Raw genomic sequence first — 14,798 nt, 5'->3', positions numbered from 1 at the left:
TTACAATATCTTTTAGGAATAGAATCCTTATAAAAATGGTGGGAGTCGTGCTTATTAAGCTTACTAAAAAAAACTGATCAAATAGAATTCAGAATGGATCGGGCAGGGGTAATTTGCTGATCCGATCGTTGAATTTGATATGCAGTAATTTGGTAATATCTTTTATTGATAACCGTTCGGTGATCACGTTTGTATCGGATAGAAAATCTTATATTTTTTGATTTGCTTAAGCTTTACTTTGTAACATGAGCATACTGTACTTCTGATACTTAAGATTAATCAGATAGCCCGCTACCGCATTTTAGAAATTAATTATGATTTTTTATTGACAAAAATGGATTTTGTTCTATATTTGCATCATTGTTTATAATCAGTCTAAATAAAAAATATGAAAATTATTACCCAATTATTTTTGATTCTGATTTTACTTGGCGGCAAACAAGTAGCAATGGCTCACGCTGTATGGATCGAGAGCAAAGCGTCCGCAAGTAAAAATCAACCCCACGATGTAAAAATATTTTTCGGAGAATATGCTAGCGGGGAAAAGGAAAGTACAGATAAATGGTACTCTGATCTCAAAAATCTGGAAGTATGGTTAACGACTCCGGATAACCAACGTGTAAAGCTTGATGTGAAGGATGAACAAGGCCATTTAGCAACATCCTTTGTTCCTGAGAAAGACGGTCTTTACTATATATCTACTGTACACGCAACAAAAGATTTAGGTGGAACTACAAAGTACAACTTTTCTTCACTTGTCCCTGTAAGTGTCGGCAAATTGGTAAACAACGCAAATTCTCCTAAAGATCTTCCTTTTGCGGTCGAAAAAGTCGTTACAAACGGAAAGAATAAATCTGAAGTAGAAGTGCTTGTCAGCAGTAATGGTAAGGCAGTCAAAGATGCTGAAGTTATCGTGATGTCTGAGACAGGATGGACCAAAACATTCAAAACGAACGAAAAAGGTATTGTTTCTTTCTCTCCGCAGTGGAAAGGTAATTATGTAGTGGAAGCATCACAGATGAATGATGAAACCGGGCGTTGGAATGATAAAGACTATACCCGTAACTGGCATGGTGCTACTACATTTTTTGAACAAAAATAAAAATTATAAAAGTTATCCGTAAAGCTGGAATAATGCCATATCACTACTGTCTTCAGGCAGAATGATGCTACATTATTAACAGACATGCTTTTGATGGTTTTTTCTGAAATCCACATGCACCTGAAAAGGGTAAGCGGTATGACAGCGAAATATACGGACAACTCTAAAATAGATTAACGTTTCTCTCTCTTTAATGTTTCAGCGGTTGGTCCCTATGATCAGCTGCTGATTATTTAAAGGAGCTTTGATTTAACTTATATATGTTTAGCACTAGTTTTTTACTTGTTTTTATAGGTTTTTTTCTCTGGTACAATACATCCAAAAAGGCCGGATGGAAAAATAAACCCGCATATCTGGCCAAACTGGAATCAAGGCCGCAGTTTAGTAAATTCCTATGTGCCACATTATTCATAATTGCAACCGGATTATTCGTTTATTATTTAGGTTGGATGAGTGGAATTTTTATTGCTATAATTAGTATTATGACGGCAGGAAGTCTGCTTGTTGCTCTTTTTCCATTTCGCTATCTGAATTATAAGTCGGTTCTGGCTGCTTATGCGGTATGTCTGCTGTTTGAATTTTTTATCTAATACATATGCCTGCTAATAAAAAATATTTAACCAAGTCTCCCTGGCTAAGACTTTCAAAAATTCTGGCCGGATTTGTAGGAGGATATGTAGTCATGCTGAGCTTCCATCTGTGTCTCATGTATATATTCCCACAGGAAAATGTTATTATTACATCATTTATCACCGGATACATTTTATGGGCTTTCTTATTGTTATGGGCCTTTGTTGCTGAAAACATCTGGAAAGTATGGCTCACTTATATTGTATTAAGCCTGCTCTTCTCTATTCCTTACTTACTTAAATAACAACAATGAATATCAGAAGATATAACATCTATTTTCATACACATACCATCAGCGGCATACTCATTTGTGCATTATTATATGTGATCTTTTTCGCCGGTTCATTTACTTTTTTCAGAGAGGAAATATCTGCCTGGCAAAAGAATTTTTCATACAGTGCGCATAAAGGGATAGTAAAAAAAGACTACAATTTTCTAGTGGATTCGTTATCTACCAAGTATAACTTAACCGGAAGAGATTTTTCTTTTTATGTCAACCGGAATGACATGGCTACTTATGTAGACATGAGTGTCTCGGCAGATACCACTATCAGTAAAAAGAATCCGGAAACAGAAGGTAAAAAGGGGAGAAGAGGCCGGAGAGGAGGCAATGAAGATTCAGCTTATTTTACATATGACTTTGCTAAAAAATCAACATCTGATTATGCAAGTTCCTATGATATGGGCGAATTTTTATACAGACTTCATTTTCTGGCGCAACTCAATCAGATCCCAATCAATATCGGGACACCTTTCGGATATCTTTTAGCAGGCTTAGTATCTTTTCTTTTTTTATTCGCCCTGATTACAGGGGTATTTCTTCATTGGGATAAGATCAAATCCAATTTTTTTATATTCCGGCCCTGGAGTAAATGGAAAACGGTATGGACGGATATTCATACAGCTCTCGGTGTAATCGGTTTTCCTTTTCAATTTATGTTTGCTGTTACAGGGGTAATACTGATTATCAATTTTGTATTGATCATGCCCTACAGTAAGGTGCTGTATAAAGGAGATACGGAAAAGGTTTATCAGGCTTTGCAATATTCTGATGATGCAAAATATGAATATTCGTATCAGGCGCTGAATACTAAGTTTGATCTGAATGCCTTTGTAGAAGGAATAAATGAAAGATGGCCGGGAAGTACCATTAGCCGGATGTATGTACGAAACTATAATGATGCAAACATGCATATTATTGTCGAGGCTAAACCTGATGCAGATATCAACTTTTCCGGAGCCGGAAAATTAGTGTATCGTGTGAAGGATCAAAAGGTATTAAGTGAGAAAACACCTCATCTGGAATCCAGCTATCTCGATCATGTAAAAGCATTGATTTATCATCTTCACTTCGGCGATTACGGAGGCCGTGCATTAAAGATTATTTATTTTGTATTAGGCGTAATGGGGTGTGTGGTTATTATATCCGGTATTTTGATCTGGCTGGTTGCACGGGATAAGACGAATGTACCTGCACATAAGCGTAAGTTTAACTTTTGGACCGCTAATGTATTTCTGGCTTCCTGTCTGACTATGCTTCCGGTTACAGCATTTACATTTATTGTATTACGCTTTTTAAATACGCCTACGCAGAGTGATATTTACCATTGGTATTTTTATTCCTGGTTGGTGCTGGCGGTCTATTTTATTGTACGCAGGGATATCGCATTGACTAACCGCCAAACAGTATTTTTATCCATATTGCTGTGTTTGGGTGTTCCTCTTGCAAATGGTATTATGACGGGCAGCTGGCCATGGGCTACCTATCGGTCAGGAGCATTTGATATTCTGTTTATCGATTTACTGTTTTTTGCATTGTCTCTGGTCTCACTGTATGTATATATAAAGATCAGAAAACGAAAATATACGGCTTAATTGAAAATTTTAGGCATTGATCCCATTGTAAATATGGGAGAAACTATTGTCATACTTTGTACTGCCCTTTATGCATACAGGTATGACAATTTTTATTTCAGACCGATCTGCAATTATTTACCGGCTTTGATTATAGTCTTATGTTCTATTTTGAAATTGAGTGAGTTGGCTATAAAGCAATACGTATTAGCCTTGCGATGTAAGTCTTCCGCCAGTGCAATTTTATCTTCTTCTGCTATTTCTATTTGCGGATGTAAAGTTATTCCGGTAAAATACCCACTTCCATCTCCATTTTCCAGCATAGTTCCTTCCGGCTGATCCACATAGGCCAGTACTGTAATATTGTGCTGTGAACAGAAGTGCAGATACCAGAGCATGTGGCAGGAAGAAACAGAGGATAGAAGCAGTTCTTCCGGATTGTATCTTTGCGGATCTCCTCTGAAAGCCGGGTCTGAAGAGGCTTCAATAATGGCTTTGTTTTCAGACTGGATAGTATGGTTACGGCTGTAGGAAGTATAACTTTTAGTCCCTAGACCCGTATTACCAGTCCATTCTACCGTTAAACTGTATTGATGCTGTTTACTCATTGTGATTTTTTATTGGGGATTGCTATTGTACCATTTTTATAAAGTTGAATAGCCTGATATACTATATCTTTGATGGAGGAAAGCGGTAAATCTTTATCCGAATCTAAAAGCATGATCTTCATTCGTGCTCTTTTTTCAGTTATCAGCATGGGGTGTATAATGTGCTTACCTTCCACAATTCCAATATAGGGCTGTCCATGGGATTTGTGTATCCATAGGTAGCAGAACATTTTTCCTTTATAACAAAAGAAAGGCATACCATATTTTAGCTCATGTGTTATATCCGGATCTAAAGTCAGAATAATATCCCGTAGTGCTAACAGACAACTTTTATGAGGTTCCTGCTGTGATAAATAATAATCCGCCAGTGTTTTCATACTGTCCTTATATTAACCAGTATAAAAATAGGATTTTCTAACGTGCTTTGCGGATACGTCTTTTTTTATTTTTCAGAACGAATCTTCTTAACTGTAAAAAACCTATAGTTACTTTTCGGTTGGTCTTGAGATAGGGTATGCTCATTACTGCGAGTAAGGATACACAGGCTGAAGTGCCCAGTGCACCACCAAAGCCATCGAAAAAGCGGCTTGTATTCAGGAAAATAAAGGTAAAGATCAGTCCGGCAAGTCCTAATCCCAGATAGCTGGACAACTGACCGGAAGACACCATACCAATAAAAGAGGAGCCTATGAATACGTAAGGTATATTTTTGGTAAGATAAGGCGACAGCAGTTCAGGGAAAAAATAAAGAAATCCGGCAACCAGCATAGTCAGTGAAGCGGAAGAACGGATCGGCCCCTGCTTCAGATGAACACTTGTATAGAAAGATAAGAGACTTCCGAAAATACCTACACAGATTAAAATAAAGACTTCCATTAACTAACGAATAAGAAAGATAATCAGATAAGTGATAGACACACCCAAAAAAGCCAGTGTTCCCAGTTTACCTCCGATTCCCGAAAACAAGCTTTTGGAAACAACCAGTAATACAGCAGTACAAATACTCGCTGCAAGGATAAAAGTAAAACCATTGGCAATACCTTCACTGGACATCCCCACAAAAGCTCCGCAATAAATAGCGGCAGGCAGCTGCTGAAGATAAGCGGACCGTTTATTCAGAATCGGGACAAAAGAACCTGCTGTACCTATAATACCTGCCGAAAACACAGTTCCCAGATGAAAGTGAGTATGCAGGTAGTAACAGCTTATTGCGCCTAGAGGTACACCTATTGACACCAGGATATGATCATAAAGATGTTTGTCGTGATGAATGGGAGCTCTGATGTAGGATACGAGAATAAGAATAGAGATGGCTATAATAAAAACAGATACCCAAGGAGACTGCATGTTTTCACGGAATATTGCCAGAAGAAATAGCAGCTGAATGATAAACAGGAGTCCTATCAGAAAAAAACGAAGTAAGCGATGGTAGCGCATGCCTTAAATTTGCTGTGCAAAAGTAAGTAATTACATTTTAAAATGTTAAAAAATCTTAAAAAGTTGTGCTGGATGTAATGTTGGAGGCTTTAGGATCGTTATATCGGTACTTTTCATAATTTAGGTTAATAATTGGTTAGAAAGACGCCCGAAGTTCCCCGCTTCGGGCGTCTTCTTTTTTTATGGTTGTACTTTTTAAGGTTTCGCTTGTCCGTAAATGTTACAATAAAACTGAGGATTTGCGTAAATTTTATTGTTAACTTTATATAACCCACTAAAAAGGAGGTTATTATGAACCTGGTAAGCAAGATTGAGCACTGGGGAGATGCCCATCATCCCCGTTGGCTAGACGTACTAAGAATCGCATTAGGAATTGTGATCTTTGCAAAAGGAGTGAGTTTTATTATGGATACGGATTCCGTGTCCCGGCTCATTCAAAAAACCAACTTTCAGTTATCCATATGGTCTGCAGTCCACTATGTAGCATTTGCTCATCTGGTAGGAGGGTTGTTTATTGCTTTAGGGCTATCTACACGGTTAGCCGTTGCATTTCAGATACCTATACTACTTGGTGCGGTTTTCTTTGTCAATATTACAGATGGATTTAGTTTTCTGAATTCTGAATTATGGTTTTCTTTGATTGTACTGGTATTACTTATTGTATTTTTTATTATTGGTTCGGGACCTTATTCCCTTGATAATGCAATGAATAAACCCGGATATCTACGTAAAATATAGGAAACACATACTTCCGGTGAAAATTATAAAGGCTGTCTATTAAGATAGCCTTTTTTGTAAAGTTTAGAAATAAAATAGATGCTGAAGGAATTATTTAACCTATTTAGGTTAAATAATTTTATTTTGAATGGATGTTTTGTGTATATTTAGTTCTTAAGAGGAATTGGTTGTTAATTCAATCCTGCACATTCATACACTAACGCCTGCGCTATTGCATTAAAGAATTCTGATAATGATAGTTTACATAGCCAATTATTCGTTCACAGGAATAATCCAGATTAAAGTCCTGTTTTTTAGCAGCGCTTGTTTCTTCAATCATGTTTTAAAATTTAATACGATATAAAGTTTAAAGATAATCAACTATGGAAAATTTTGGGGAAATGATAAATGAAAATTACTCTTATCCAAAGGGAAAAATAAGAAGGGAACTGGAGCGTATATTGAATAAGCACGGTGTAAAATCTCAAATTTCGAAACAGATATTTTATGACAAATGCAAAATAAGAAGGCTGGATAAGGGAAGTCATATATTTTCTGAAGGTCAGGTAAACGATTCAGAATATGTATTACTATCCGGAATACTACATCGATGCAATGCCTGTGAAAAAGAGCATATAGTGACCACAGGTTTTTACAATTCTAAGTCCCTTATTACTCCTCATTTCCTGCGAACCAGAAACAATAAAAGTATCTTCAGCTTGCAGGCTGTAACTGATGTTATACTTGCAGAAATTTCATTAAAAGAATACAAGAGATTACAAAAATTAAACAAAGAATTTGAAGTTTTTGAACGACACTTTGTTCAGGAAGAGATTTTACAGATTTCTCATAATAAGGTATTTCTGCGTTGCTACGATGCTAAAGAGAGGTTGTTATTTTTTCGGGAACAATTTCCTGATCTTGAAGATAATATACCTCATGGTCTGATCGCTTCTTATCTTGGGATTACACATGTCTCTCTCAGCAGGTTGAGAGGAGAAATAGCGAAAAGTAAAATAAATCATGAGTAAAGGCAAAATTCATGAGTAGCAAAAAGAACTGGAAAAAGTCAAAAAAGTGATTTAGCTAAGCTTAATATTTTGATGGTGAAAATTTAACAATATCTTAATGTGTGCCAATTTTAATCAGGTTCAGCATGTTAATTTGCTTATTTATAGATCTGTATCTTATTTTTAATCTTGCCTTTTGAATGTCACAGAGATATCAATTGGTGCTTGTTTTGCTAATAATTTTAGTTGTATATTAGGAATTGGCGCAATAATTGCGTATATTAGTAAAAATCAAAAAGAAAGGAATAATATATGATTAAAAAACAAAAAGTAAAACAAACTCAACTGCAAAAGAATCCCTACTTGTATTATGTAACTAACTGGGGTTTTGTAAATCCAACAACAACTGAGACTCCCTCAGAATCCAAGAAGCGTTAACACTCCTGTTAACCTTCTCTAATCAACAGAATTAATAAATTTTTAAAGATGTGCTTTTTACAGAAAAGCATTTTTTTGCTATATCCTGTTTTTTAGCCTGTCCAAAATACATTGATAATAAGATTGCTTATCATTTTCATTGATGATAACGATCTTTACATCATGTGTTTTCAATAAATCCAGCTTCGCTTTTGACCGTTCGGTATAGTATTCAGGAATGTAATAGTATATAGTATTGCGGATAAATGGATTTCGTTTGTAAAACTTACTCCTTGCCCTGTAGGTCAGGAGCCACCACAAATCCGTTTCTACAAAATCCAGCGCAAGTCCGAAAATATGGATATCAGTAGTAAAAAACAGATCAATCCAGGATTGACAGACTATTTTATTTCCCTTAGCCAATTGTCTGATAAAGGAAGTATTGTCGACTCTGGAATTGCTGTAATTGGTGCCGGATATGGTATAATTTCTCATTCCCTGTAGCTGTCCGCAGTAATGCTCATAGCCGAGATTTATAGAATTCGGACTGTTGCACTCTCCGTGAATATGCCAATACGTTTTTTTATCCAGCTGATGTCTGCGATATATACTGTAGGTTGTTTCCTTAACGACGCTATCGTTTTTAACAGGTACCTGACCCTCCAGCGTATACTCGTAGTTTGTGGTCATAATGTGGGTCACCGGAAGTTGGCGAATTTGTTCGTGTATAGTGTTTGGATTTATTTCAGAAACCCGATTTGCTATATAGGTCTTGAGCTCCTTTTCGTGGAGCATTCCAACCCTTATTGCTTTTAAAAAGATTTCTTCATAGAGCATTGGAAAAGGCTTATCTGTATCTTCTATATCCTGGATACGAAACTTTGTTTTTATTTCCTGAAGGAGGTCATTCCAGCTTTTTCCGGGAGAAATATTGTTTATATCATTTCCAATCAGTAGAGCGTATGTATGTGCTGATTTTTCCATCTCAAAATGCTTTATAAGTGAAAATTTCCAAGCATAATGCAGAGGAACAGTTACGCCAATATACCTTATTAATCGCTAATTTTCAATAGATCTCCTGTTATTGATCCGGAAAACTAATGACCCACTGTTGTTATCTGAGACGTTTTCATAGATCTCATGAAAATGAACAGGGATAGTGCTATACATAGTGCAAATACAAAATAGCTTACCGCCAGACCTTCCTGACCGTCGATCTTAATCGTCTTGATCAGCATCATACTCGCCAGAGAGGTGACCAAATAGCAACCGCCACTTGTCAATCCGCTTGCTACCCCAGCATGTGTGGGAAACCGAGTAAGACAATACGTAAAGTAAATATTATAAATAAACCCCGACATCACATGCAGACACAATACGAATGCCATCAGAACATAAATATTTGGATTGTATCGTGATGTAGTATACATAATAACGGAAAGTGCGAGCTGTATGGTTACAGCGGTAACGAGCTTTGAAAAAAATGGTTTATTCTGTAATGTTTTACCTAGAATTCCGCCTGTCATAAGTCCCAGACCCGACAACAATGCACAATATCCTGTAGTGACAGCAGAGAAGTGAAACCGTTGTTCAACGATAAAGGGAGCAGCCATTCCAAATACCATTACCATACCATAACTGAATCCCAGCACAACCAGACCTATACTAAAATCCGGGGCTCCAAGGACATGCTGATAAGACTGGCGGATATTTTGTGCATCAAAAGGTTTACGAATCTGAAGTGCTTCTCCTGAAAAAAACAATTCAAGCAAAAGACAGATCAGGGAATAGCCCGCCAGCAGATAAAAATTTGCTGTCCAGCCAAAAGCCTGCTGCAAATAACCGCCTATAAACGGGGCAGTGATAGGAGCCATAGCCCAGATAATCGTAAGCATACTGGTGTAATGCTGTAATTGTCGTCCGGAATAAATATCCACAAGAAAAGCGCGTTTCCCAACCACTATAAAAGCGGCTGAAATTCCCTGTAAAATGCGCATTAAGTATATAAAATGAATATTGTGAACAGTCGCAATAGCCACATTACTTAGCAAAAATACGGTGAGTGCTACCAATACAATACGGTATCTTCCAAAACTGTCTACAATACTTCCTGCCATAAGCAATGAAATACCGTAGCTGATCAGGAAAAATGTTAATGTTAATTGAATACCTCCGGCATTGGTATGCAGCATTTTCTGCATTTCAGGGAAGGAGGGAAGGTATACATCTGTGACAAGACCAGAAAGGGGTATCATCAGAAAAATAGAAAGTGTACAGATGCTTTTGTATTTGGGATCGTATAATTTCATAGACTTATTTGTGTCAGATCAGAGTACAAAAGTAGTTCATATGATAAGAGTAAAAAATAAGGAATTCAAATCAAAAAGTACAAAAATCAAATATGTGTTGCCGATGTGAATTTGTATTGACGGGGACTTTCTCCCATATGCTTTTTGAAAAATGTATTGAAATGCTGAGGATATTCAAACCCAAGTCCGTTTGCAATTTCGGCGATACGCCAGCCACTGTGCAGCAGAAGATTTACAGCCTCAGCGAGTATACGCTCCTTTATCCAGTCACTGGTGGTTTTGCCTGTTTGTACTTTAAGACTGTGATTGAGGTGGTTCACATGTATATGCAGGTTGTCTGCAAAATGGGCAGGAGTCCGGAGCTGTAAACCCGGTACAGGGGATTCGATCGGAAATTGATTGTCCAGCAGATCCATAAAACGGGTTACGATATCCTGTTGGTAAATACCCGAATCATGAGGCATACTGGTCGTCTTGATCTTGATCGCCGTATAAACAACAAGATTCAGCAAATCTTTTAATAACAGATCTTTATCACTGAAATTGCTGCAATACTCGCGCTGCATGCTTGAGAAATAGTGATGCAGATGCTCATATTGTGTGTCATTTAGAAAAAGAAAGGGATATATATCATCTTTAAATAAGGAGAACAGCTTTCGGAAAGATTGTCGTATTGTTGGTGTGATAAAGTATTCATTAAATAAACAGGTGAAACCCTCCTGATCTTCAGGTAGATTCTCCCATCCAAAACGAATATTTCTGTCCGAAAAGAAGAGCGCTGGTTTATCAATCAGCACTTCTCCTTTTTCAGTTTGTAGAAGCGCTTTCCCACGGGTAAGAACAATCTTGTAATAGTCTCTCCGGGCAAAATTTAATGTAGTAAAACAATTTCCTCTTTTCAGAATATTGAAGTGTGCAGCATTGGCTCCATGTATACTGAATTCCAGAGGAACCGGTTTGCTTAACCTGCTGTAATATTCCTCTAAAGTTTCCTTTGCTTCCATGTTGCAAAATTATAAAAATCAAATGAGGGATATGGTTATGTTTACGTAAAAAAACATATACTCTGATCATTTTAAGTAGAGCAGCGAAAGACATTTTTTTTATTGATTACATAATATAATACTCTTCAGGTGCAGGAGGAACGGGTTTAGATACATTTTTCTCACCTATCTGTTGCAGAATATTCATTTCAATAGTCTGGCTTAAGGTTGTCATCGGTGTATCCATAGGCGAATTTTCGAATGGATCCTGCATCATAATAGCTGTTTTCTCAATAGCAATAAAAATTACGGGTATACCTATCGTGAGTGCAATTTTGGCATACATCAGATTGTCGCTTAAGCAAAAGGGAAGCATAACAATGAATACACAAATCATAAAATGTAGCAAAACACTGTAAGATGATGGGAATACTGTGTTTTTTATCCGTTCACATTTTCCCATTGAATCGCAGAGACGTACTAATGTTTCATCTATCTGTACCTGACGAAACTCTGTGATCTGCTGTTGTTCTGCCAGTCGCTTGAGCTGTAAACTATGCGCACTGAGTATGGTATTGGGAATATTGTGATCATGTATGTTATTTTTATCCAGGTAGTGCTGTACTTTATGTGAAAACGGAACTCTTCTCAGCGATTCACTGAGGGCATAATTCCAGATGATCTGACGTTCGGCAAATGAATTAATTTCCTGTTGTGAGCTGTCTGGCAGAAATTGTATTAACTGGCGTATCAGTGTACGGGAATCATTAACTATTCCGCCCCATACAATTCGTGCTTCCCACCATCTGTCGTAAGATTGTGCTGTCCGAAAGGCCAGTAATAAAGAAACAATCGTTCCCATAGTAGAAATAATAGGCAGAGGAATAACAATAGATTCCAGATATTTCTCATGAGAAACCCATCCGATCAGCAGGGAGAAGGTGACAATATAGAGTAAGTCAAATTTTATTATTTTAATAAAATCCCATACCGATATACGTTTGTTTAATAGCATATGTTTCTAATTAAATAGTGTTGCTGCAGCTGTTTAAATGCAGATTAAGTAAGAAACAATATTTTATATTCATTGTTTTACGAAACGGTATTTATACTGAAAAAAAGAAAGGAGGGGTAGAGTGGGCAGATCTTAAAGTATCTTTAAAAAAGAAAGAACGGATCGAATCGTTGAAGACTGTAAGAGTTAGTCGGGATGGCCGGATTTGAACTCTTATCATAAGTTTTGGAATCCATCACATACTGCTGTCTGTCTTTTTTTTCCGATAAGTCCTGTAGGATCAAATACAGAACAAATTATAAGATCTTGGCAAAGAACTGGGATTTTGAAAAGGAAAAACTTAAGCCAAGTTTCAGCGGAGCTTTAGAATTAAATGCTGAACTAAACAACCTTGCAAATCTTTGCATTCGGGAACCAATGGGCAAAAAGGATGAAAACCAGTTTCTTTCCAAGGAAGACTACAAACAGATCATAAAGGGTTATATCGACAGGGACAATGCGGTAAGCAACGTGATATCTATTTCTCGTCTGAAAACACAGTTTGTCTCCTATAAATCTAATTTTGTCAAAGAAGGCACACTAAGAAAGTAAGGACGGTATTCAAAGGCTTAGAAGACTATAGTTCGTGCTAAATTAAAGAAAAAAGAGCATTGGCGGATAAAAGTACAAAAGTTGAGTTTAGCAATTAACCGCGCATTTCGCCAAACCGATGCTGCATTTTTAATTATTTGTAATTATTATTTCTTCAAGTGTTGTTATATCATTAAATTCGTTCATTTCTTTTTGGAGTTCGTTATCGATAATAATAAATGGATTTAATTCAATATCTTGAATGTTTTTAAATTCTTTTAATTCTTTATAGAATTTAGATATATAAATATCTTTATCCCACTCAAGTAAGTTGTAGCTAAATAAATAAAATTTATCTTGTGATTTAATTACAGACGAAACAATATGACTATCGTTACTCATTGTGTAATAATAAGTGTTTATGTAAACTGACTTGTTATCTATTTTGAAACGATTACTTTCTTGTAATAGATTATTCCAAGTGTGGGGTAATTCAAGTTCAGCACCATACAACATTCTTAGAATTACTTCAGCTGGACTATCTTCAAATTTTGAAAAATCTTCATCGGGATACAAATTTTTTAACTTTATTGCATATTTGAAATTTTCAATATTGTTTTTGTTTATTAACAATTCAGAAGTCAATTTTCCAATGTTTTCGATTCTGCTATCGTTTTGGGAAAATAGCTTTTGAGAAAAAATGGATAAAATAAAAAAGAAATAAAATTTTTTCATAAATTTTTTTTTGACAGCACTGGTTTTGTACTTTCGTGTAGCGTTGTGGGGCTTGGCGTCAGTTGCGGAAATTGAAACGAAAAGTTTCAATTTAGCGATACGGTAAGCAAAAAGTTAATTAATTGGCTTTTTGCGGAATAAAGTGCCGAAACTTTAAATTTTAGCCTTAACCCGCCATTGCGCTAAACCCTTGTTAGCTGATGTTTCTTATTCATTAAACTCCCAATTTAAATGATTACAAATTCCAGTTATGTCTGGAAAAAGTGTTTGATTATTTATGCCAAACACATTTAAGCTTTCTAATAAATTTGCTTTAATTTCTTTAGGTATTGTAACTTCAATTATAGCATCTTTAATCTCTATATTTGTTCTAAGATCAACAAAACTTTTAGTTTTACTTGAAAATTTATGTGCTGTAAACCAACCAGATTGCGCTATTATTCTCTCATTATTCAATGTAGGTTTCAGTACTCGTGTTTTTGCTCTATCAAACGGTGATATTCCTTTAGATTTATCTAGAAGAAATTCTTCAGCATTTTTTAAAATATAAACTGCAGAATTAATTTCCTTTTTGAATTCGTTACTACACGCAAACCATAGAGCTGTTAAAGGATTACTACTCCAATCTAATAGTCTAGTTTTCATTCCAAAATGTTGAGCATAGACTAACCAATCCCAATCATCAAATTGATTACCGTTAAGGTATAATTTAGTTCTTCTTTTTAATTCCTCTAGCATTCTTTTTTCAATTTCTGTTGTATTCTTTTTTGAATCGCTTCTTGCAATAGAGGGAATTAATGGTTTTTTTTCACTTTGACCTCTGAATAGGAGTATGTTAGATTTTTTAAGTTTATGTTTATTAATTACTTCAAGATACTCAAAAATATCTTTAATGGTAGTTTTTTTCATATAGTTGGTTTGAAATATTAGCTAACAATTGTATGTTCAAAATCAATATACGAACTATTTCGCAAATTCACATCTATATATAAAATATGTCTAAAATTTTGTAGTAAATCATAAATAACTGATTATAAAATATGTATATTTATTTTTTTTACGAATAGCGAAATAAAATTGCTATAGTATTTATTTTACGGTAATGAATAGCGAAAGAATAGTCTGTGCATTTGAAAAAATACTAACCACGAAGCGATACACGTGCAATACGATTCGGTAATATTGTGGCTATACCAGTTTATTTCTAAAGCCTGTATCGCAATACGCATATCTGAAAGATGTGCCGATCAAAATTGAAGGTAGATTTCACCTTACGACATTCGTATGCGACGCACTTGATACAATCGGAGATTGATATTCGTATTGTCCAAGATTATTAGGTCATGAAAATGTAAAAACAACTATGATCTACACACATATCACGGATATTGATAAGAAGAAGACCCCAAGC

17 protein-coding genes are annotated in these 14,798 nt (G+C 35.8%); 7 read left to right on the top strand and 10 right to left on the bottom strand.

From position 1 onward, the window contains the following. Positions 1-388 precede the first annotated feature (388 nt). From B4B65_RS12745 to B4B65_RS12730, 4 genes are all read left to right on the top strand, one after another. The gene (locus B4B65_RS12745; RefSeq protein ID WP_201679397.1) at positions 389-1,102 is read left to right on the top strand and encodes a DUF4198 domain-containing protein; all 714 of its coding nucleotides are present in this window, start codon (positions 389-391) and stop codon (positions 1,100-1,102) included. A 260-nt stretch (positions 1,103-1,362) separates the two neighbouring features. After that, positions 1,363-1,692, top strand: a complete 330-nt coding sequence (locus B4B65_RS12740) for a hypothetical protein (protein ID WP_201679396.1) — start codon at positions 1,363-1,365, stop codon at positions 1,690-1,692. A 5-nt stretch (positions 1,693-1,697) separates the two neighbouring features. Further along, on the top strand, positions 1,698-1,976 hold the full coding sequence (locus B4B65_RS12735) for a hypothetical protein (protein WP_003005970.1): 279 nt from the start codon (positions 1,698-1,700) through the stop codon (positions 1,974-1,976). Positions 1,977-1,981: 5 nt separating this feature from the next. Then, positions 1,982-3,607, top strand: a complete 1,626-nt coding sequence (locus B4B65_RS12730) for a PepSY-associated TM helix domain-containing protein (protein WP_293915973.1) — start codon at positions 1,982-1,984, stop codon at positions 3,605-3,607. Between the two features lie 113 nt (positions 3,608-3,720). Here the strand turns inward: B4B65_RS12730 and B4B65_RS12725 are convergent, their stop codons facing one another. From B4B65_RS12725 to B4B65_RS12710, 4 genes are read right to left on the bottom strand one after another with little or no spacing between them, the layout of a single operon-like run. Next, a complete protein-coding gene (locus B4B65_RS12725; protein WP_293915972.1) occupies positions 3,721-4,194 on the bottom strand; it encodes an OsmC family protein in 474 nt (157 codons plus the stop codon). Further along, positions 4,191-4,571 carry a DUF1801 domain-containing protein gene (locus B4B65_RS12720; protein ID WP_293915971.1) on the bottom strand — a complete coding sequence of 127 codons (381 nt, stop codon included), beginning with the start codon at positions 4,569-4,571 and terminating at the stop codon, positions 4,191-4,193. The genes B4B65_RS12725 and B4B65_RS12720 overlap by 4 nt, the downstream gene beginning before the upstream one ends. A 37-nt stretch (positions 4,572-4,608) precedes the next feature. After that, positions 4,609-5,070: a hypothetical protein gene (locus tag B4B65_RS12715; protein ID WP_293915969.1), complete on the bottom strand. Its 462-nt coding sequence runs from the start codon at positions 5,068-5,070 to the stop codon at positions 4,609-4,611. A 3-nt stretch (positions 5,071-5,073) separates the two neighbouring features. Then, positions 5,074-5,631 (bottom strand): hypothetical protein, encoded by a 558-nt coding sequence (locus B4B65_RS12710; RefSeq protein ID WP_293915968.1) that lies wholly within the window; start codon positions 5,629-5,631, stop codon positions 5,074-5,076. Positions 5,632-5,922: 291 nt separating this feature from the next. Here B4B65_RS12710 and B4B65_RS12705 point away from each other — a divergent pair, with 291 nt between their 5' ends. Both B4B65_RS12705 and B4B65_RS12700 read left to right on the top strand, forming a co-directional pair. Continuing rightward, positions 5,923-6,369, top strand: a complete 447-nt coding sequence (locus tag B4B65_RS12705; protein WP_293915967.1) for a DoxX family protein — start codon at positions 5,923-5,925, stop codon at positions 6,367-6,369. A gap of 362 nt (positions 6,370-6,731) precedes the next feature. After that, positions 6,732-7,379, top strand: a complete 648-nt coding sequence (locus B4B65_RS12700; RefSeq protein ID WP_293915966.1) for a Crp/Fnr family transcriptional regulator — start codon at positions 6,732-6,734, stop codon at positions 7,377-7,379. 495 nt (positions 7,380-7,874) lie between these two features. On the opposite strand, the gene B4B65_RS12695 is transcribed toward B4B65_RS12700, so the two are convergent. From B4B65_RS12695 to B4B65_RS12680, 4 genes are all read right to left on the bottom strand, one after another. Next, positions 7,875-8,759: an SIR2 family protein gene (locus B4B65_RS12695; RefSeq protein ID WP_293915965.1), complete on the bottom strand. Its 885-nt coding sequence runs from the start codon at positions 8,757-8,759 to the stop codon at positions 7,875-7,877. Between the two features lie 113 nt (positions 8,760-8,872). Beyond that, on the bottom strand, positions 8,873-10,084 hold the full coding sequence (locus B4B65_RS12690) for an MFS transporter (RefSeq protein ID WP_293915964.1): 1,212 nt from the start codon (positions 10,082-10,084) through the stop codon (positions 8,873-8,875). Between the two features lie 86 nt (positions 10,085-10,170). Then, on the bottom strand, positions 10,171-11,088 hold the full coding sequence (locus B4B65_RS12685) for a helix-turn-helix domain-containing protein (RefSeq protein ID WP_201679387.1): 918 nt from the start codon (positions 11,086-11,088) through the stop codon (positions 10,171-10,173). Between the two features lie 106 nt (positions 11,089-11,194). After that, positions 11,195-12,082 carry a bestrophin family protein gene (locus B4B65_RS12680; RefSeq protein WP_293915963.1) on the bottom strand — a complete coding sequence of 296 codons (888 nt, stop codon included), beginning with the start codon at positions 12,080-12,082 and terminating at the stop codon, positions 11,195-11,197. Positions 12,083-12,388: 306 nt separating this feature from the next. On the opposite strand from B4B65_RS12680, the gene B4B65_RS12675 reads away from it, so the two are divergent. Continuing rightward, positions 12,389-12,673 carry a hypothetical protein gene (locus B4B65_RS12675; RefSeq protein ID WP_293915962.1) on the top strand — a complete coding sequence of 95 codons (285 nt, stop codon included), beginning with the start codon at positions 12,389-12,391 and terminating at the stop codon, positions 12,671-12,673. A 129-nt stretch (positions 12,674-12,802) separates the two neighbouring features. Here the strand turns inward: B4B65_RS12675 and B4B65_RS12670 are convergent, their stop codons facing one another. Next, complete coding sequence (locus B4B65_RS12670) at positions 12,803-13,387, bottom strand: hypothetical protein (RefSeq protein WP_293915961.1); 585 nt, start codon at positions 13,385-13,387, stop codon at positions 12,803-12,805. Between the two features lie 207 nt (positions 13,388-13,594). Further along, on the bottom strand, positions 13,595-14,296 hold the full coding sequence (locus B4B65_RS12665; protein WP_293915960.1) for an FRG domain-containing protein: 702 nt from the start codon (positions 14,294-14,296) through the stop codon (positions 13,595-13,597). Positions 14,297-14,798 lie beyond the last annotated feature (502 nt).

Origin of the sequence: Sphingobacterium sp. UBA5789 (assembly GCF_002418355.1) — a bacterium.
Taxonomy (GTDB): Bacteria; Bacteroidota; Bacteroidia; order Sphingobacteriales; family Sphingobacteriaceae; genus Sphingobacterium.
The sequence above is the reverse complement of the archived record's forward strand: the minus strand, read 5'-3'. Positions and strand labels throughout refer to the sequence as shown.

Bases quoted from the DNA above. Each gene is read 5' to 3' on its own strand.
- B4B65_RS12685 (WP_201679387.1), bottom strand. From the start codon at position 11,088: ATGGAAGCAAAGGAAACTTTAGAGGAATATTACAGCAGGTTAAGCAAA.
- B4B65_RS12700 (WP_293915966.1), top strand. From the start codon at position 6,732: ATGGAAAATTTTGGGGAAATGATAAATGAAAATTACTCTTATCCAAAG.
- B4B65_RS12710 (WP_293915968.1), bottom strand. From the start codon at position 5,631: ATGCGCTACCATCGCTTACTTCGTTTTTTTCTGATAGGACTCCTGTTT.
- B4B65_RS12740 (WP_201679396.1), top strand. From the start codon at position 1,363: ATGTTTAGCACTAGTTTTTTACTTGTTTTTATAGGTTTTTTTCTCTGG.
- B4B65_RS12720 (WP_293915971.1), bottom strand. From the start codon at position 4,571: ATGAAAACACTGGCGGATTATTATTTATCACAGCAGGAACCTCATAAA.
- B4B65_RS12695 (WP_293915965.1), bottom strand. From the start codon at position 8,759: ATGGAAAAATCAGCACATACATACGCTCTACTGATTGGAAATGATATA.
- B4B65_RS12690 (WP_293915964.1), bottom strand. From the start codon at position 10,084: ATGAAATTATACGATCCCAAATACAAAAGCATCTGTACACTTTCTATT.
- B4B65_RS12715 (WP_293915969.1), bottom strand. From the start codon at position 5,070: ATGGAAGTCTTTATTTTAATCTGTGTAGGTATTTTCGGAAGTCTCTTA.
- B4B65_RS12665 (WP_293915960.1), bottom strand. From the start codon at position 14,296: ATGAAAAAAACTACCATTAAAGATATTTTTGAGTATCTTGAAGTAATT.
- B4B65_RS12670 (WP_293915961.1), bottom strand. From the start codon at position 13,387: ATGAAAAAATTTTATTTCTTTTTTATTTTATCCATTTTTTCTCAAAAG.
- B4B65_RS12735 (WP_003005970.1), top strand. From the start codon at position 1,698: ATGCCTGCTAATAAAAAATATTTAACCAAGTCTCCCTGGCTAAGACTT.
- B4B65_RS12725 (WP_293915972.1), bottom strand. From the start codon at position 4,194: ATGAGTAAACAGCATCAATACAGTTTAACGGTAGAATGGACTGGTAAT.
- B4B65_RS12745 (WP_201679397.1), top strand. From the start codon at position 389: ATGAAAATTATTACCCAATTATTTTTGATTCTGATTTTACTTGGCGGC.
- B4B65_RS12730 (WP_293915973.1), top strand. From the start codon at position 1,982: ATGAATATCAGAAGATATAACATCTATTTTCATACACATACCATCAGC.
- B4B65_RS12705 (WP_293915967.1), top strand. From the start codon at position 5,923: ATGAACCTGGTAAGCAAGATTGAGCACTGGGGAGATGCCCATCATCCC.
- B4B65_RS12680 (WP_293915963.1), bottom strand. From the start codon at position 12,082: ATGCTATTAAACAAACGTATATCGGTATGGGATTTTATTAAAATAATA.